The organism is Phenylobacterium sp. (genome assembly GCF_025934275.1).
Lineage (GTDB): Bacteria > Pseudomonadota > Alphaproteobacteria > Caulobacterales > Caulobacteraceae > Phenylobacterium.
In genome coordinates this window covers 1-17,964 of sequence record NZ_JAICYI010000026.1, presented here as the reverse complement: position 1 = coordinate 17,964, position 17,964 = coordinate 1, and the positions used below count along the sequence as shown (strand labels likewise).

14 protein-coding genes are annotated in these 17,964 nt (G+C 69.6%); 6 read left to right on the top strand and 8 right to left on the bottom strand.

Annotated features, from left to right (window positions below):
* Positions 1 to 64: 64 nt before the first annotated feature.
* Entirely contained in the window at positions 65 to 1,123 is a 1,059-nt protein-coding gene (galE, locus tag Q0W60_RS08600; protein ID WP_366075359.1) for a UDP-glucose 4-epimerase GalE, read from the bottom strand.
* 107 nt (positions 1,124 to 1,230) lie between these two features.
* On the opposite strand from galE, the gene Q0W60_RS08595 reads away from it, so the two are divergent.
* Positions 1,231 to 3,483, top strand: coding sequence for a family 1 glycosylhydrolase (locus tag Q0W60_RS08595; protein ID WP_297694561.1), 2,253 nt, complete (start codon positions 1,231 to 1,233; stop codon positions 3,481 to 3,483).
* Between the two features lie 13 nt (positions 3,484 to 3,496).
* Here Q0W60_RS08595 and Q0W60_RS08590 read toward each other — a convergent pair whose 3' ends face one another.
* The 4 genes from Q0W60_RS08590 to Q0W60_RS08575 are packed head-to-tail and all read right to left on the bottom strand — an operon-like array spanning position 3,497 to position 7,514.
* Positions 3,497 to 4,120 (bottom strand): 2-dehydro-3-deoxy-6-phosphogalactonate aldolase, encoded by a 624-nt coding sequence (locus Q0W60_RS08590; RefSeq protein ID WP_297694559.1) that lies wholly within the window; start codon positions 4,118 to 4,120, stop codon positions 3,497 to 3,499.
* A complete protein-coding gene (locus tag Q0W60_RS08585; RefSeq protein WP_297694557.1) occupies positions 4,117 to 5,034 on the bottom strand; it encodes a 2-dehydro-3-deoxygalactonokinase in 918 nt (305 codons plus the stop codon). The genes Q0W60_RS08590 and Q0W60_RS08585 overlap by 4 nt, the downstream gene beginning before the upstream one ends.
* Complete coding sequence (locus Q0W60_RS08580) at positions 5,035 to 5,790, bottom strand: SDR family oxidoreductase (RefSeq protein ID WP_297694555.1); 756 nt, start codon at positions 5,788 to 5,790, stop codon at positions 5,035 to 5,037.
* Positions 5,790 to 7,514 carry an IlvD/Edd family dehydratase gene (locus Q0W60_RS08575; RefSeq protein WP_297694554.1) on the bottom strand — a complete coding sequence of 575 codons (1,725 nt, stop codon included), beginning with the start codon at positions 7,512 to 7,514 and terminating at the stop codon, positions 5,790 to 5,792. Before Q0W60_RS08575 ends, Q0W60_RS08580 begins: the two co-directional genes overlap by 1 nt.
* Before the next feature lie 198 nt (positions 7,515 to 7,712).
* Between Q0W60_RS08575 and Q0W60_RS08570 the strand changes: the two genes are divergently transcribed.
* Together Q0W60_RS08570 and Q0W60_RS08565 are read left to right on the top strand one after the other, a co-directional pair.
* Positions 7,713 to 8,420, top strand: a complete 708-nt coding sequence (locus Q0W60_RS08570; RefSeq protein ID WP_297694552.1) for a ParA family protein — start codon at positions 7,713 to 7,715, stop codon at positions 8,418 to 8,420.
* A gap of 9 nt (positions 8,421 to 8,429) precedes the next feature.
* On the top strand, positions 8,430 to 8,867 hold the full coding sequence (locus Q0W60_RS08565; protein WP_297694549.1) for a lysozyme inhibitor LprI family protein: 438 nt from the start codon (positions 8,430 to 8,432) through the stop codon (positions 8,865 to 8,867).
* Positions 8,868 to 8,894: 27 nt separating this feature from the next.
* Here Q0W60_RS08565 and Q0W60_RS08560 read toward each other — a convergent pair whose 3' ends face one another.
* Positions 8,895 to 9,752, bottom strand: a complete 858-nt coding sequence (locus Q0W60_RS08560) for an SMP-30/gluconolactonase/LRE family protein (RefSeq protein ID WP_297694547.1) — start codon at positions 9,750 to 9,752, stop codon at positions 8,895 to 8,897.
* Positions 9,753 to 9,904: 152 nt separating this feature from the next.
* Between Q0W60_RS08560 and Q0W60_RS08555 the strand changes: the two genes are divergently transcribed.
* The 3 genes from Q0W60_RS08555 (at position 9,905) to Q0W60_RS08545 (ending at position 12,634) form a co-directional block, all read left to right on the top strand.
* Entirely contained in the window at positions 9,905 to 10,135 is a 231-nt protein-coding gene (locus Q0W60_RS08555; protein ID WP_297694545.1) for a hypothetical protein, read from the top strand.
* A gap of 118 nt (positions 10,136 to 10,253) precedes the next feature.
* Complete coding sequence (locus Q0W60_RS08550) at positions 10,254 to 11,558, top strand: family 1 glycosylhydrolase (protein ID WP_297694543.1); 1,305 nt, start codon at positions 10,254 to 10,256, stop codon at positions 11,556 to 11,558.
* Positions 11,555 to 12,634 (top strand): aldose 1-epimerase, encoded by a 1,080-nt coding sequence (locus Q0W60_RS08545; RefSeq protein WP_297694541.1) that lies wholly within the window; start codon positions 11,555 to 11,557, stop codon positions 12,632 to 12,634. Before Q0W60_RS08550 ends, Q0W60_RS08545 begins: the two co-directional genes overlap by 4 nt.
* A gap of 20 nt (positions 12,635 to 12,654) precedes the next feature.
* Here Q0W60_RS08545 and Q0W60_RS08540 read toward each other — a convergent pair whose 3' ends face one another.
* Both Q0W60_RS08540 and Q0W60_RS08535 read right to left on the bottom strand, forming a co-directional pair.
* Positions 12,655 to 14,766: a response regulator gene (locus Q0W60_RS08540; protein ID WP_297694539.1), complete on the bottom strand. Its 2,112-nt coding sequence runs from the start codon at positions 14,764 to 14,766 to the stop codon at positions 12,655 to 12,657.
* A gap of 1 nt (position 14,767) precedes the next feature.
* Positions 14,768 to 17,964: response regulator (locus Q0W60_RS08535; protein WP_297694537.1), on the bottom strand; the 3,197-nt coding region annotated here is incomplete at its 5' end.

Genomic DNA, 17,964 nt, shown 5'->3' with positions numbered 1-17,964 from the left:
CAAGTAATCGGCAGACGAGGGTTGGGAAACCAGCCGCAGCGGCCAAGTTTTGTCGGGCAGCCGACTATTGGGGCTGGGTGCGGGCGGTCGGGCCCGCCGCCCGCCCCCCGGTCGAATAGGCCGGCTGCGCCTCCCACCTGAGCGCGTCTGCGACGATCCGGTCAAGGTCCGAGCACTGGGCGCTCCAGCCCAGCAGCTCGCGGACGTAGCCGGGATCGGCCACCAGGCTCGCCGGATCGCCGGCACGGCGGGCGCCGATGGCGTGCGGTACGGGTCGCCCCACGGCGCGGGCCACAGCCTCCACCACCTGGAGCACCGAGCGGCCCTGGCCGACGCCCACGTTGGCCGCTTCGAAGCGGCCGGCCGGAAGCTCGACATTCAGCGCCGCCACATGGGCGGCAGCCAGATCGTTCACGTGGATATAGTCGCGCAGGCAGGTCCCGTCGGGCGTATCGTAGTCCGTGCCGAACACCGTGAGCGCCGGGCCGCGCCCGATGGCGGCCGCGATGGCCAGCGGGATCAGGTGCGTCTCCGGCTCGTGGGCCTCGCCGATCTGGCCCGACGGATCAGCGCCCGCGGCGTTGAAATAGCGCAGCGCCACCGCCGAGAGGCCGTAAGCCCGGCACTCCGCGGCGATCATCCATTCGCAGGCGAGCTTGGTGTCGCCGTAAGGGCTGGCCGGAGCCTTGGGGGCGGCTTCGGGAATGGTCTCCAGCGGCCCTCGCCCGCCCTGGCCGTAGACCGCCGCGCTGGAGGAGAAGACCAGCCGATCGACGCCCCGCTCGCGTATCGCCGAGAGCAGCGACATCGTCCCGCCGACGTTGATGTCCCAGAAAAGGTCCGGCCGCACCACCGAGCGGCCCACCTCGATCAGGCCGGCGAAGTGGATGACCGCCTTGATCGCGTGCGCCTCGATCGTTTCGCCGAGCGCGCGCGCGTCACGGATGTCGCCGTGGACGAATTCGCCCCAGCGCACCGCCTCGCGAAAGCCCGACGAGAGATCGTCATAGACGACCGGAAAAAAGCCCTGCTCGTGCAGGGCCTTGGCCGTGTGTGCGCCGATGTAGCCGGCTCCGCCCGTGACCAGCACGGCGGGCTTCGATCCCCGATCCATGTCGCCCATAATTCCCTCGCACGGATTGAAGTTCCAGCTCAAAGGCCCGGATTTCTGGAACAATCTTCAGTTGTAAGGGCTTAACATTCGGGATGCGACGGGAGAGGCAGGGTCAGATGCAACCGCTTGAGCTGTGGGGCGGTCACGAGTGCAGCGTGAACCGCGTGGGCGGCGTCTTCCACGACCAGACCATCCGCTCGGGCCACCAGCACAGGATCGAGGATCTGGAGCGCTTCGCCGCGCTCGGCATCCAGGCGCTGCGTTATCCGCTGCTCTGGGAACGTGTCGCGCCGCAGCGTCCGGACAAGCAGGACTGGGCCTGGACCGACCGCCGGCTCGGCCGCATCCGCGAGCTCGGCCTGCGGCCGATCGCGGGCCTCCTGCATCACGGCAGCGGGCCCAAGCACACCAACCTGCTGGACGAAGGCTTCGCCGAAGGCCTCGGCCGGTTCGCTCGCGCGGCCGCGGAACGCTACCCCTGGATCTCCGAATGGACACCGATCAACGAGCCGCTCACCACCGCCCGGTTCTCCGCGCTCTACGGCCACTGGTATCCGCATCTGACGGACGAGCCGATGTTCTGGGCGGCGCTGCTCAACCAGATCGACGCCACCCGCTTCGCGATGCGCGAGATCCGCGAGGTGCGCCCCGACGCGCGGCTGATCCAGACCGAGGATCTCGGCCGCACCTACGCGACACGGCCGGTCGCCGACCAAGCGAACTTCGACAACACCCGGCGCTGGATGACCTGGGACCTGCTGGCGGGGCTCGTCACGCCGGAGCATCCGTTCTGGGCGAGGCTGGAGGGCTTCGGCCTCGGCGATCGGCTGCGGGCCATCGCCGACGACCCCTGCCCGCCGGACGTAATCGGCGTGAACCACTACCTGACCAGCGATCGCTTCCTCGACGATCGCTGCGACGCCTACCCGCCCGAGCGGATCGGCGGCAACGGCGCCATGGCCTTCGCCGACGTGGAGGCCGTGCGGGTCGCCCTGCCCGGCCCCGGCGGCGTCGAAGGCGCGCTGGAGGAGGCCTGGGCTCGCTACCGGACTCCGCTGGCGGTCACCGAGTCTCATAACGGCTGCACCCGCGAGGAGCAGGTGCGCTGGCTGCGCGAGGCCTGGGAGACCGCGCTCGCGCTGCGCGGCCGCGGCGTCGAGGTGCAGGCGGTCACCGCCTGGGCGCTCCTGGGGACGTTCGACTGGAACAGCCTGCTCACCCGCCATTCCGGCCACTACGAGGTGGGCGCCTTCGACGTGCGCAGCGAGCCCCCCCGGCCGACCGCGCTCGCCGCCGAGATCGCGCGACTGGCGAGCGGCGGGGAGCCGCATCCCGCCTCGCAGGGGCCGGGCTGGTGGCGGCGCGACCTGCGCCTGCAATTCCGTCCGGTGTTCCGCACCGTGGAGACTCCCGAACCGAGACGCGCCTGGAGCCTGCCGGCTCCGGCCGCCCGTCCGCTGCTGATCACCGGCGCCACCGGCACGCTCGGCAAGGCCCTGGCGCGGGCCTGCGAATGGCGCGGCATCGCCTACCGCCTGACGAGCCGCGCCGAGCTCGCGCTCGACGATGCGGCCTCGATCGCCCGCGTGCTGGACGAGACGCAGCCTTGGGGCGTGATCAACGCCGCCGGGTGGGTGCGCGTCGACGACGCCGAGGCCGAGCCGGACGGCTGCCTCGCGGCCAACACCGCCGGGGCGGTGCGCCTCGCTGAGGCCTGCGCCGAGCGCGCCCTGGCCTTCGCGGGCTTCTCCTCGGACCTGGTGTTCGACGGCAGGAGCCCCCGGCCTTACCTCGAGAGCGATGCGCTCGCCCCGCTCAACGTCTACGGCCTCAGCAAGGCGCGCGCCGAGGCGCAGGTCCTGGCGCTCGGCGGCCGGACCCTGATGATCCGCACGGCGGCGTTCTTCTCCCCGTTCGATCCCCACAATTTCGCAGCCCACGTCGTGCGCACGCTGGGGCAGGAGCAGACGCTCGAGGCCGCCTCCGACCTGGTGGTCTCGCCGACCTACGTCCCGGACCTCGTGGACACGACGCTCGATCTGATGATCGACGGCGAGACCGGCCTGCGCCACCTGGCCAACCAGGGCGCGGTCTCCTGGGCCGAGTTCGCCCGGCTGATCGCCGGCGCGCTCGGACTGAACGACGGTCTCATCCGCCCCATGCCCGCCGCGAGCTTCGGCTGGCCCGCCGCGCGGCCGGCGTTCGCGGCGCTAGGCACCGAGCGCGGCGAGATCATGCCCGCCCTGGACAACGCGATCGCCCGCTATGCGGCCATGGTGGCGGAGGTGGAGTTCACCGGAGAGGCCGAGGCGGTCGTCCAAGGCGCGCTCGCCAATCAGCCGGTCCGGCCGAGCGCCCAGGTCAGCTGAGCCCGGGATCGGTTCAGCGCAAGTCCCGCACCGCGGCCATCACGCGGCGGGCCTTCTCCGCGGTCTCGGCGACCGACTGGCCGGCGCGGTAGAGCTCGCCGCCCAGGCCGAAGGCGCGCGCACCGGCCGCCCACCACGCCGCGAGGTCCTCGGCCCCGACGCCGCCCACCGCCCAGAGGGTGACCTGCGCGGGCAGCACCGCCTTCAACTGCTTGACGTGTCCCGGGCCGTAGGTCGCGGCCGGAAACAGCTTCAAGTGCTTCGCGCCGGCCTCCATCGCGGCGAAGGCCTCGCTGGCGGTGGCGAAGCCAGGGGTGGGATCGAGCCCCAGCGCCAGCGCCCGCCGGATCACCTCTGCCGCCGTGTTCGGCGCGACGATGATCCGCCCGCCGGCCGCGGCGACCCGCTCGACGTCGGACGCCCGCAGCACCGTGCCCCCGCCGGTCGCCATCCGATCGCCGAACGCTTCGGCGAGCCGTCGAATGCTCTCGATCGGCTCCGGCGAGTTCAGCGGAACCTCCACGCCGCGCAGGCCGGCGTCGTAGAGCGCCTGGGCGTGGTCGAGGATCTCGCGGGGGCGGATTCCACGCACGATCGCCACCACCGGAGCTTCCTGCAGAGCCTCGTCGAGCGTCATCGCCGCGCTCCCGATCGATAGAGCGAATACAGGCCAGCGAGCGCCGCGACTTCGCCGTCGAAGGTCTCGCTCGCCACGCCGCGGGCGTCCAGCGCCCGGCGATAGCGCGCGCAAAGGCCAGGCTCGCCCAGCAGCGTGACGGACTCGCGGCCGGAAAGGCCGATCAGCTTCGGGACCGCCGCCACCTCCGCCCCAATCAGCAGGCCCGAGAGGTAGCTGGGCGTGGTCTCGGCCGCCTTCCCCGCGCCCACGACCCTAGCCCGCGCGGTGAACAGACGCGCCGCCAGCGCCTCGCCCTCCCCCGCGGCGGCGAGGCCCTCGTCGAAGGCGGCCACATCGTCGGCCGGCGCCTCGCTCTTCAACACGCTGTGGTGCGTCAGCACGGCGAACAGCTCGCCGGTCATGGCGGTGACGAAGCGGACGATGCGGCCGTCCTCGACAAGCACCCATTTCGCATGCGTCCCCGGATGGCAGACGACGTGGCGGCCCCGCGCGCGGTCCGGATGCTGGCTGATCCACCCGAGAATCTGCGTCTCCTCCCCGCGCATCACGTCGGGCGCGCCGGCGAGGCCCTCGCACCTCACGCCGGGCACGATCCGCACCCAGGCGGCGTGCGCCTCCACCGCCGCCAGGCAGGCCGCGAGCTCCGGCAGGCCGGCGGGGCAGTCGGCGTAGGGCGCGACCGTCCAGCCCAGGTTGGAGCCCACCATGCCGCAGAGGATAGCCGGCAGGCCGACAGCCTGCAGGGCCGGCTGCACCTCGGCCTGGAACCGCTCGCCCGCCTCGCCCGGCTCGAGCCTGGAGACGCCCAGGTCGAATGCTTTGTGGGCCACGACCTCGCCGCGCTTATCCAGCGTCCAGGCGCGCAGGTTCGTGGTGCCCCAGTCGCACGCGAGCAGGGCGGCCTCGCCCATTCAGGTGCGTCCGCCGTCGATGATCAGGTTCTGGCCGGTGATCATCCGGCTGTCGTCCGAGGCCAGGAACAGCGCCAGCCTGGCGATGTCTTCCGGCATGATCCGCTCCTTCAGCGCCACCAGCTTCATCCACTCGGCCTCGGCCTCCGGCGTGAGCCACAGCTCGAGCTGCCGAGGCGTGACCACCCAGCCGGGCGACAGCGCATTGACCCGGATCTTGTCGACCCCCCACTCGCGGGCCAGCGTCTTGGAGAGCGAGTTGATGGCGCCCTTGGCCGCCACGTAGCCCGCCAGCCGCTCGGGCCCGAGGATGGCGTTGATCGACGAGAGGTTGATGATCACCCCGCCGCCGGCCTGCTTCATCATCGGATAGACGGCGTCGGAGCCGATGAACACCGGGTCGAGGTTGACGGCCAGGTCCTTGCGCCAGGCCTCCGGCGTCATCTCGGCAGTCGTCTGGCGGGTGTCGTTGGCGACGTTGTTGATCAGCACGGTGATTGGCCCGAGCGCCTGCGCCGCCGCGCCGATCGCGCCCTGCAGCGCTTTGGCGTCGGTGACGTCGCACTGTTTGAACCAGGCGTTGCCGCCCAGCTTCCGCATCAGCGCATCGCCGTCGGACTGCTTGAGGTCGACGAAGGCCACCTTCGAGCCCTGGTCGTGGAAGCTGGTGACGAAGGTCGCCCCGATGCCCGAGGCGCCGCCGGTGATGAACACCACCTTGTCCTTCAGGCTGGGATAGCTCGCGTACCGGCTCATCAATGCGACTCCCGGGTCACCACGCTGGAGGACTTGCCGACCAGGAAATCGAGGTCCACCCCGCGATCGGCCTGCAGCACGGTGTCGATGTAGAGCCGGTACCAGCCGCGTTCGTAGGCGGGCGCGGCGCGGACCGCCTCCCAGGCGGTGCGGCGGCGGGCGAGCTCGGCCGCGTCCACTCTGAGCTCGAGCCGGCGGTTCGGCCCGTCGAACTCGATCTCGTCGCCGTTCCGGACCAGGGCCAGCGGGCCGCCTGCGGCGGCTTCCGGCGCGACGTGCAGGATCACCGTGCCATAGGCCGTGCCGCTCATCCGCGCGTCGGAGATCCGCACCATGTCGCGCACGCCACGGCCCAGGAGCTTCTGCGGCAGGGCCATGTTGCCCACCTCGGGCATGCCAGGGTAACCCTTCGGCCCGCAGCCCTTCAGCACCAGGATCGAGGTCGCGTCCACCTCGAGCGCCGGATCGTCGATGCGCGCGTGGTAGTCCTCGATGTCCTCGAACACGACGGCTCGGCCGCGGTGGGTGAGCAGCTCGGGCGTGGCCGCGCTGGGCTTCAGGATCGCGCCCTGCGGGCAGAGGTTGCCCTGCAGCACCCAGACGCCCGATGACGGCCCAAACGGCGCCTCGCGCGTGGCGATGACCTCGCGGTTCCAGACCTCGCCCGTTTCGGCGATCTCGCCCACCGTCCGACCGGCGACGGTCATGACCTCTCGATTCAGGAGATCGCCCAACTCCTTCATCACCGCCGGCACCCCGCCGGCGTAGCAGAAGTCCTCCATCAGGTACTTGCCCGAGGGCATCAGGTTCACCAGCAGCGGGACCTCGCGGGCCAGATGGTCGAAGTCCTCCAGGCTCAGAGCGACGCCCAGCCGGCCGGCCAGCGCCAGCAGGTGGACGACCACATTCGTCGATCCGCCGCAGGCTGCGTGCATCAGGATGGCGTTCTCGAACGCCTTGCGGGTCAGGATGTCCGACGGCTTCACGTCGTGTTTCACCAGCTGGACGATGCGGTTGCCGGAGAGGTGCGCCAGCACGCGCCGTCGCGCGTCAACCGCCGGCAGGGCGGCGTTGTTGGGCAACGAGATGCCCAGCGCCTCCACGACGCTCGCCATCGAGGAGGCGGTGCCCATGGTGTTGCAGACCCCGGCCGAGCGGCTCATGCCGCTCTCGGCGGCCATGAAATCGGCCAGGCTCATCTCGCCCGCTCGCACCGCCTCGGAGAACCGCCAGACGTCGGTGCCCGAACCGAGGTCCTGGCCGCGGAACTTGCCGTTCAGCATCGCCCCGGAGGAGACGAAGATGCACGGCAGGTCGACGCTCGCCGCCCCCATCAGGAGGCCTGGCGTGGTCTTGTCGCAGCCGCCCATCAGCACCACCCCGTCGATCGGATTGGCGCGGATCGATTCCTCCACCTCCATCGCCAGGAGATTGCGGAACAACATCGCCGTGGGCCGCATCTGCGTCTCCGGCAGGCTCATGGCCGGGAACTCGATCGGCACCCCGCCCGCCTCCCAGATCCCGCGCTTCACGAAGCCGGCGAGCTCCCGCAGGTGCACCTGGCAGGTGACCAGCTCGCTCCAGGTGTTGGCGATGCCGATGATCGGGCGGCCGTCGAAGACGTGGTCAGGAAGGCCCGTGGCCTTGATCCAGCTGCGGTGGATGAAGCCGTCACGGTCGATCTTGCCGTAGCTTCTCTGGCTGCGCAGCGATTTGTCGGCCATCCGGCAGGTCCCTCTCGACGCCTAGAGCGAGAACCCATAAGCCCGCGGCTCGGTTCAGGCGACCTCCTAGCCGTCTGCAGGACACTGAACGGCGGGCCGAAGAGGACGTCATGTCGCGCAGGCGCGCGGCCTGCGCCAGGTGACCGCGGCGCCAACGCATCCTAAAGATTCGATCATTCCTGGATGAGGACGGGCCAGGTGCCGAATATCGCGTTCATCAGTCCGAAGGGCGGAGCCGGCAAGACGACAGCGGCCCTGCTGCTGGCGCTGGGCCTTGCGGAAAGCGGCGCGCGCGTCGCGCTGATCGATTCCGATCCCAACAAGCCGCTGGTGCATTGGGCCTCCCTGCCCGATCGGCCCGCCTCGATCAGCGTCCACCCAGCGCCCACCGTTCAGGACATCCGCGACGCCGTGCGCGAGGCGAGCCGCCGCGAGCCGGAGTGGTTCATCGTCGACACCGAGGGCTCAGAGCGCGGGGCCATGGTGTTCGCCGCGCTGCGGTTCGACCTGGCGCTAACGCCCGTGGCGGGCTCGCAGCTCGACCTGCGCGAGGCCATCAAGGCGGCGCGCATGACCGAGGCGTTCGGCAAGCGGGCCGGCTCCGCCCTCGCGCACCGCGCCTTCCTCACCCGCGTTCCGCCGGCGCTGAAGCCCCGTACGCTGGCCACCGTCGTGGCGGGGCTGCGGGCGGCCGAGGTCAAGATGCTGCCCACAGGACTCGTCGAGAAGGAGGCGTTCCGCGCCCTGTTCGCGATCGGCGGCGGCTTCGAGGCGCTCGAGGCGGCCGGCGTCTGGGGCGTGCCGGCCGCGCGCCACAACACCGAGAGCTTCGTGCGCGACATCGTCGATCTGGTCCGCCGCCCGGACGCCGCTCCGAGCCGCCTCGCCGCCGAAGCCCACGGCTGAACCGCCGAAATGCCCATGCTCGCCCTCGTGTTGGCCGCCAGCGTCGCCGGTGGGCGCTCCGCAGAGCCGCCGCCATGCTCCGGGGCCACGACCCCCGCCGTCGAGCAGTGCCTGGCCGAACGGCTCACCCGCGCCGAGGCCGATCTCGCCCGCTATGTGGCCGCGGCCGAAAGGCGGCTGCGCGACGAGACCGGCGAGGATCCGGCAGCCGAGCGGGCCCGTCGCGGCTTTGCGGCCGCCGAGCGCGCCTGGGCGGCCTATCGCGACGCGGAGTGCGCGGCGGTGTTCGAGCGATGGTCCGGCGGCACCATCCGCGGCTCGCAGGAGCTGACGTGCCGCATCCGGCTCACGCTACGCCATACCCACACCGTCTGGGCGGAGTGGCTGACCTACATGGATTCCACGTCGCCGATCCTTCCCGAGCCGGCCGTCCCGCCCGATGCCTGACGATTCCGATCGTGGGCGCCTGGCGCCTTACGCCGCGAACAGCGGCGTTTCGAGCCCTCTGACGCCCGGATCGAGCGCGAACAGGCTGCCGGAGTGGGGCTGCCCGGCGCGGGCGGCGTCCGTGAGTCCCTCCCAGGCGCTGGTGACGAAGAGGATGCTGCGGTCCGGGCCGCCAAAACAGCAGCAGGAAGGCTGCTCGACGGGCATCTTGATCACCCGGTCGACCGAGCCGTCGGGCGCGTAGCGGACCACCTTCCACTCGCCCCAATGGGCGTTCCAGAGGAAGCCGGCAACGTCGACCGCCGAGCCGTCCGGGCCGCCGTTCTGCCCCTTGGTCGTGGCGAACACCCTCCGCTTCGAAAGGTCCTGCGGATCATAGGCCCAGATCGTCGAGAGCTTGGTGTCGGCCAGGTAGAGCCGTGCGCCGTCTGGGCTCATGCCCAGGCTGTTGGAGATGTGGATCCCCTCGATCACCGGCTCGGTGAAGCCGCCGGGGCGGGTGCGGAAGATGACGCCGGGCCGCTTGCCGCCGTCGTCGTCCATGCTCGACCACCAGAAGCAGCCGTCGACGCACATCGCCGCGTCGTTCGACCGGAACCCCGCTCCGAGGTCCATCGGCTGCCGCAGATCCGTCTTCCCGGAACCGGGGTCGAAGAACGCGAGTCCGCGCTCGGTGGCCAGCAACAGCCCGCCGGCCGTCCTGGGCGCTGCGGCGCTTGCGCGCATCGGCAGGTCGTAGCGCCCAAAGCGGCCGCTCTCCGGCTCGTGCCAATTGAGCTTCCGGCCCTTGATGTCGAACCAGTAGAGCCGTCCTTCGCGCGGCGACCAGCAGGGGCCCTCGCCCAATTTGTCTTGCGAATCCACGACGCAACGGACGCCATCCATGAGCTCACTCCCGACGCCTCCACAGCCGCCCGGTACGATCGGGGCCGAGGAAGCGTCACCATGCTGCGACAACCTGACTAGGCGTGTTTGGATACCGTTCAGAGTCACCGGGCTACTATCTAATTCGACGAATCGGGAAGGGTGCCCCGGAGATGACTCTGTCGAGCTATTCGGACGTGTTCGCGATCAGCCACGAACGCGGGTACGACGAGATCATCAGCGTGGGCGATCTCGTGCGCACCGGCGCGAACCTCTATCCGCATTTCGAGGTCATCGCCGTGCACGGCGACAAAGCCTGGGTGCGCAACGTCCAGAGCGGCGTGGATCACCTGGCCCTGGTCTCGCGCTGTCGTAAGATCAACGGGCAGCCGGCGGAGGACTAGGGCCGGCCAGGGGCGGCGCCGCCAAGACCATTGAACCCACGGCCCGCACTTGGTGTTCTAGGCTTGGGGTGCGGCTCATAAAGCGCGCAAATCCGGAGGATGCGCCATCTCCGCTTTCATGTTCGCCACGGGGATCGAGAATTCCATCCCCAAGATCAAGGGCGGCCGGATCCGCGTGGACCAGATGGAGTCCTGCGGCCACTACCGCTACTGGCGCAAGGACTTCGAGCTCGTCGAGGAGCTGGGCCTGCGCTTCCTGCGCTACGGCCCGCCCCTGTACACGACGCTGACCGGGCCGGACCGCTACGACTGGGAATTCGCCGACATCACCTTCGCCGAGCTGAAGCGGCGCGACATCATCCCGATCGTCGACCTCTGCCACTTCGGCGTGCCCGACTGGCTGGGCGACTTCCAGAATCCGGATTTCCCAGAGTTGTTCGCCCGCTACGCGGCGGCGTTTGCGCGGCGGTTTCCGTGGGTTCAGCTCTACACGCCGGTCAACGAGATGTTCATCTGCGCCCTGTTCTCGGCCAAGTACGGCTGGTGGAACGAGGAAGGCACGAGCGATCAGACCTTCGTCACCGCCCTGAAGCACATCGTGAAGGCGAACGTGCGCGCCATGCAGGAGATCCTGAAGGTCCGCGCCGACGCCATCTTCATCCAGTCGGAATCCTCGGAGTATTTCCACGCGGAGAATCCCGCGGCGATCAAGCCGGCGGAGATCGAGAACTCACGCCGGTTCCTGTCGCTGGACCTCAACTACGGCCACCGCGTCGACTCGGAGATGTACGAGTACCTGGTGGACAACGGCATGACGCGTGACGAGTACCACTTCTTCCTCGGCAACTCCCTGCATCATCACTGCATCCTCGGCAACGACTACTACTGGACCAACGAGCACCGCATTTCCGAGACCGGCGAGACCCGGGCCTCCGGCGAGATCTTCGGCTATTCGGAGATCACCCGGCAGTACTACAGCCGCTACCGACTGCCCGTGATGCACACCGAGACCAACATCGCCGAGGGCCCGAACGGCGACGAGGCGGTCAACTGGCTGTGGAAGGAGTGGGCCAACGTTCTGCGGGTCCGCAACGACGGGGTGCCGACCGTCGGCTTCACCTGGTACTCGCTGACCGACCAGATCGACTGGGACAATGCCCTCCGCGAGAAACGCGACCGGGTCCACCCGGTGGGACTCTACGACCTCAACCGCGATATCCGCCCGGTGGGCATCAGCTACAGGCAGCTGATCGCCGACTGGGGCGAGGTGCTCCCCACCCAGAGCGTCTGCCTCACCGTTCCCGTGGTGCCGCCGTCCGAGCACGAGCAGGGCTCGGCCCAGCGGCAGCGCGCCGACGCCCGCCACCTACGCGCCGTCGAGCTGGACGCGAACGAGCGAGGCGAAGCCAGCGCCAGTCGATGAACGCGCCGCTGACGATCGGCGGCGCGCCGGTGATGGTGCTCGAGGCCCGGGACGCGCCGGCCGAAGGGCCGGCGTTGCTGGCGGCCGAGGTGCTCCCCGGGCGCGGCATGATGCTGTTGCAGGCGAGGCTGCGCCTGCCGTCGGGCGAGGTGGTGGACGCCATCCACGCGCCCGCGCCAGCCGTGGCCGCGCAGGCGCTCTCGGGCGGGCCGGACGACTTCAACGGCGACAAATCGTTCAGCTTCGGCGGCGCCATCCTGGTCCCCTACGCCAACCGCATCACCGGCGCGCGCGTCGCCGGCGCGCGGGAGATCGCCACCACCGTCGCCGGCCAACCGGTCCGGCTGCCGGCGAACTGGGGAGGCGGCCCCGCGCGCGACGAGTACGCCATGCACGGGCTGATTCTCGACAAGGCGTTCGAGCACGAGCAGCCGTCACCCGATCGGCTCACGGGCCGCCTGTCCGCCGGCGACTTCGGCTGCGGCTGGCCAGGGTCGGCCGAGATCGAAGTCGTCTGGCGCCTCGCCGGCGGCGGCCTCTCGGTCCAGGTCTCGGTCGCCAACCGCGGCCCTGGACACCTGCCCCTCGGCGTCGGCTGGCACCCCTACTTCGCCCTGCCGAGCGGCCGCCGCGAACAGGCGCGATTGCATCTGGCGGCGGCCGCGCGCGTGGAGGTCGACAATTACCAGCAGGTGCTGCCCACCGGGCGCGTGCTGCCGACCGGCGGGTCGGACTACGACTTCTCGGCCAAGGACGGCGCGGCGCTCGGCGACCGCTATCTCGACGACTGCTTCACCGAGCTCGCCAGGCGAGACGGCCTGCTCGAAGCCCGGATCCTCGATCCCGCCGCCGGCGTCGGACTTCGGATTGTCTCCCCGTCGTCGGCGGTCAGGGCCGTGCAGGTCTATGCGCCGCCCGATCAGGCCTTCGTCGTGGTCGAGCCGCAGTTCAACCTCGCCGATCCCTACGGCCGCGAGTGGCCGCGCGATGTGGCGACCGGAATGGTCGATCTCGAACCCGGCGGCCGCACGATCTACGAGGCGCGCATCATCCCCTTCGCCATCCCGATGGCTTGAGGCGATCCGGCCCGGCCGGGCTACTCCGCCGCCACCGAGGAATCCGCATCCACCGAATGGCGCCGGCCGCCCGAGCCTCGCCCCGCCTTGCGCTTCGTGGGGTTCAGGATGCGGCGAAGCTTGGTTGCGAGCGCCGAGGTCTCATAGGGCTTGTCGAGCAGCGGGAACTCGGCGGTCTCCAACACCGCGCCCTCGCCCATGAACCCGGAGGTCAGCAGCACGGGAAGTCCGGGCCGGGTTTCGCGCGCGGCCCGCGCCAGCTCCAATCCGCTCACGCCGCCCGGCATGACCACGTCGGTGAACAGCAGGTCGATGCGCGCGTCGGAGCGGACGATGTCCAGCGCCTCGGCGCCGTGGGTGGCGGTGGTGACCTGGTAGCCGAGACTGGACAGCATATCGAGCGTCAGGGCCAGGACCGTAGGATCGTCCTCGACCAGCAGGATGCGCTCATCGCCGCCTTCGGCTGCGGGTGGCGGCTCCGCCGGCGGCGCCGTTTCGGCGGGCGCCTCGCTGGCCGGCAGGCGGAGCTGGAAGGTGGTGCCCTCGCCGGGCGCGCTCTTGACCCGCACGTCACCGTCCGACTGGCGGACGAAACCGTAGACCTGCGACAGGCCGAGCCCCGAGCCCTTGCCGACCTCCTTGGTGGTGAAGAACGGCTCGAACACCCGCTCGCGGACCTCCGGGCTCATGCCGACGCCGGTGTCGCGCACCTCGATCACCACCTGCTCGGGGCCGCCGGCCGGGCCTTCCAGACGGCTGTCGATCGCCAGCAAACCGCCGCTCGGCATGGCGTCGCGGGCGTTGACCGCCAGGTTGAGGAGCGCGGTCTCGAGCTGCGTCGGGTCGATGTGTGCATACAGCGGTTGATCGGAAAGCTTCACCTCCAGGGTCACCGCCTCGCCGACCGCCTGGTGGATGAGCGGGGTGAAATCCCGGATCAAGGTGTTCACATCCAGGCTGACCGGCGAGAGGTGCTGCCGGCGCGAGAAGGCGAGCAACTGGCGCGTGAGGTCGCGGCCGCGCTCGGTGGCCTGGCGGATGGCGTCGATGCGGCGCGCGCGGCGGGCTTCGTCCTCGGCCTTGCGCGCCAGCATGTCGATATTGCCGAGCACCACGGTGAGCAGGTTGTTGAAGTCGTGCGCGACCCCGCCGGTGAGCTGGCCCACCGCCTCCATCTTGCGCGCCTGGGTCAGTTGTTCCTCGAGATGCTTGCGGTCGGTGGCGTCGAGAATGACACCGAAGATCTCGCGGGCCTCCCCGTCGAGACTCGGCGCGGCGACGCCGGTGTCCTGCAGGATGCGGTACTGGCCGTCGGCGCACTGCCAGCGGAATTCCACGCTGTAGAAGCCGGTCTTCGCCGCCTCCGAAACGCGCTCGACAACCATCGCCAGGTCGTCCGGGTGGACGCGGCTGGAGCCGAAGTTCGGCTGCTCCACGAAACGGGAGGCGGGAAAGCCGGTGATGTCCTTCACTGCCTCGGAGACGAAGAGCGGCGCGAACGGCGGCTCGATGCTGCGCGAATGGATCACGATCGGCAGATGCTTGAGGATCGCCTCCTGCCGCGCCTCGGTCTCCCGCAGCGCCCGCTCGGCCAGCGCCTTCTCGGCCTTCACCCGGTCGTGCTCGTCGATCAGCCACTGCTGGTAGGCCGCTTGGCGCTTCACCTCCTCTGTCTTCAGGTAGAGGTCGACCAGGACCTGCACCTTGGACTTCAGGATGAACGGGTCCACCGGCTTGAAGACCACATCCACCGCGCCGGCCGAATAGGCCTGGAACACGTGCGCCTCGTCGCGGAAGATCGCGGTCAGGAAGACGATCGGCGTTCGTGCCGTGCGCCGCCGCGAGCGGATGAACTGCGCCGTCTCGTAGCCGTCCATGCCCGGCATGTGCAGGTCGAGCAGGATGACCGCGAACTCTTCGGTCAGCAGGCGCTTGAGCGCCTCCTCGCCGGAGCGTGCGACCACCAGTTCGTGGCCCAGCTCCTCCAGGGCCTGCACGGCGGCGAAGGCGTTCCGCTCGTCGTCGTCGACGACCAGGATTCGCGCCTCGAGCGGCCCCTCCAGGTCAGGCGGAGCAACCGGCTCGGGCCGCCACCTGGAAGCCGCAGTACTGGTCCGTACGGCTCGGCTCACATCAACTCGCTTGCGGCATCATGACCACGGTGTCGCTCGCCAGCTTCATCGCGTCGGCGCGCTGGATCGAGACCCTGAGCACCGAGACCAGATGGTCGATGTCCACCGGCTTCGAGACATAATCCGAGGCGCCCGCCTGGATGCACTTCTGACGGTCCCCTTTCATGGCCTTGGCGGTCACCGCCACGATCGGCAGGTCGGTCATGCCCGCCCGCGAACGGATCTCGCGGATGGTCTCATAGCCGTCCATGTCGGGCATCATGATGTCCACCAGCACGACATCCACGTCCGGCTGGCTCTCGAGCACCTCAAGTCCCGCCCGGCCGCTCTCGGCGTAGCTCAGCTCGATCCCGTACTCCTCCAGGGCCGAAGCCAGCGAGAAGATATTCCGGATGTCGTCGTCGATCACCACGATCTTGCGGCCAGCGAGCACTGGATCGTCCAGCTTGCTCTGGTTGAGCTTCGCCTTGGCGGGCGGCGACAGCCGCTCGAGCGGCTCGTGCAGCAGCAGGCTCGCCTGGTCGACAAGCTGATCGGCCGTGCGGGCCAGCCGGATCAGGCCGCCGAACACCGCCAATCTGAGCCGGCGATCGTCGTCTGGATCGAGCTCATCGGGCGCGAACACCACCGCCGGGACGCAGCGGCCCTCGGCCTGTTTCATGAGCTCGACCAGTTGGGTCGCGGGCAACGTCGAGGCTTCGATCACCAACCCATCCGGTCGCTCTGCGGCGGGCCGTGCGAGCACCGGAGCCAGGCTCTCGACCAGCTCCACCTGCGTGAAGCACTGCCGCAGGGTCTCGGCGGCCTCGCCCTCGGAGCCCACCAGCACGATGCGCCGGTCCGCGCGGTCGACGAAGCTCTTGACGCCCTGCAGGGTCGAGACCACGACCTCCCGCTCCACCGGCTTGTGGGTGAAGCCGAAGGCGCCCATCGACAGGCCGAGCCCCTTCTGATCGTCCGCCGAGATCACGTGCACCGGGATGTGGCGCGTCTCCGGCGTCCGCTTCAGGAGATCCAGCAGCGCCAGGCCGTCCATGTCCGGCAGACCGATGTCCAGCATCACCGCGTCAGGTCCGAAGCGGCGCGCCAGCGACGGCGCGGCGGAGCCTTCCCCGGTGACCACGCCCTTGAAGCCGCTTTCGCGGACCAGCGACAGCAGGATCGAGGCGAAGCGCGGATCGTCCTCGACGACCAGCACCACCGAGTCCGACGAGGCGATCGAGTCGCGGTCGTCGGCCACCGCTTCCACCGGCTCCTCGGAGAAGGCCGAGGGCAGCAGTATCGGCCGCGGCAGCGCCGCCGCCGCGGCCGCGCGGGCGGCCGGGCTCGGCGCCTGGGCCGGGCTGAAGTTCAGCGGCAGGTAGAGGGTGAAGGTCGAGCCGCGGCCCGGCGTGCTCGTCACCCTCAGCTCGCCGCCCAGCAGGCGGGTGATCTCGCGACTGATCGAAAGGCCGAGGCCCGTGCCGCCGTACTTGCGGCTGGTCGTGCCGTCGGCCTGCTGGAAGGCCTCGAAGATGATCCGCTGCTTGTCCTCTGGGATGCCAATGCCGGTATCCTCCACCGACAGGGCCAGCACCTGCCCCGCGGTGTTGAGGTGGTCGTTGGTGGTGTTCCAGCCGCCGTGCGCGCGGGAGACCTTCAGCTTGACCGAGCCCTTCTCGGTGAACTTGAAGGCGTTGGACAGCAGGTTCTTGATGATCTGCTGCAGGCGCTTGTCGTCGGTGTACATCGACCGCGGCAGGGCCGGATCCAGGTCGATGATGAAGTCCAGCTTCTTGTCGGCCGCGACCTGCGCGAAGGTGCGGTCGACATGGTCGCTGAGGCTCGCGAAGGACATCTCGCCGATGTCCAGCGTGACCGTGCCGGACTCGATCTTCGACAGGTCGAGGATGTCGTTGATCAGGCCCAGGAGGTCGGTGCCCGCGTCGTGGATGTTGCGGGCGAACTCCACCTGCTTGTCGGACAGGTTGCCCTGGCCGTTGTCGGCCAGCAGCTTGGAGAGGATCAGCAGCGAGTTGAGCGGCGTCCGCAGCTCGTGGCTCATGTTCGCCAGGAACTCGGACTTGTACTTCGAGGTCAGCGCCAGCTGCTCGGCCTTGTCCTCCAGCGCGATCTTGGCCTGTTCGACCTCGCGGTTCTTGGCCTCGACTTGCTGGTTCTGCACGGACAGCAGATGCGCCTTCTCCTGCAGCTCGGCGTTGGTTTGCTGCAGCTCCTCCTGCTTGGCGCGGAGCAGCTCCTCCGACTGCCGCAGAGACGCGGCCTGCTGCTCCAGCCGGTCGTTGGTCTTCTTCAGCTCCTCCTGCTGCGCCTGCAGCTCGGAGGTGAGCAGCTGCGACTGCTTCAGCAGGCCCTCGGTGCGCATGTTGGCGGCGATCGTGTTGAGCACGATGCCGATGGATTCCATCAGCTGGTCCAGGAACTGCTGCTGGGTTTCGTTGAACTCGCCGAAGGTGGCGAGCTCGATCACCGCCTTCACCTCGCCTTCGAACAGGGCGGGGAGGACGATGATGTTGCTCGGCGGCGCCTCGCCCAGGCCCGAGGAGACCTGCACGTAGTCCTGCGGCACGTTGGTCAGCAGGATGCGGCTCTTCTCGTAGGCGCACTGGCCGATCAGCCCTTCGCGCAGCTTGAACGAATTCGCCAGGTGCTTGCGTGAGTTGAAGGCGTAGGACGCAGCCAGGTTCAGGACCGTGCCGCCCTCCTCGTCGCGGTCGGTGACGTAGAACACCGCGTGCTGCGCATTGATCAGCGGCGCGAGCTCGGAGAGCACCAGGTTCGACACCGTCGAGAGGTCCCGCTCGCCCTGCAGCATCCGCGTGAACCGGGCGAGGTTGGTCTTCAGCCAGTCCTGCTCCGTGTTCTTGAGCGTCTGCTCGCGCAGGTTGCGGATCATCTCGTTGATGTTGTTCTTCAGCTCCTCCACCTCGCCGGAGGCTTCGACGGTGATCGACCGCGTCAGGTCGCCCTTGGTCACCGCGGTGGAGACCTCTGCGATGGCGCGCACCTGGGTGGTCAGGTTGGCGGCCAGCTCGTTGACGTTGTCGGTCAGGTCCCGCCACAGGCCGGCGGCGCCGGGCACGCGCGCCTGGCCGCCGAGCTTGCCCTCGATGCCCACCTCGCGGGCCACATTGGTCACCTGGTCGGCGAAGGTGGCGAGGGTCTCGATCATCCCGTTGATGGTGTCGGCGAGCGCGG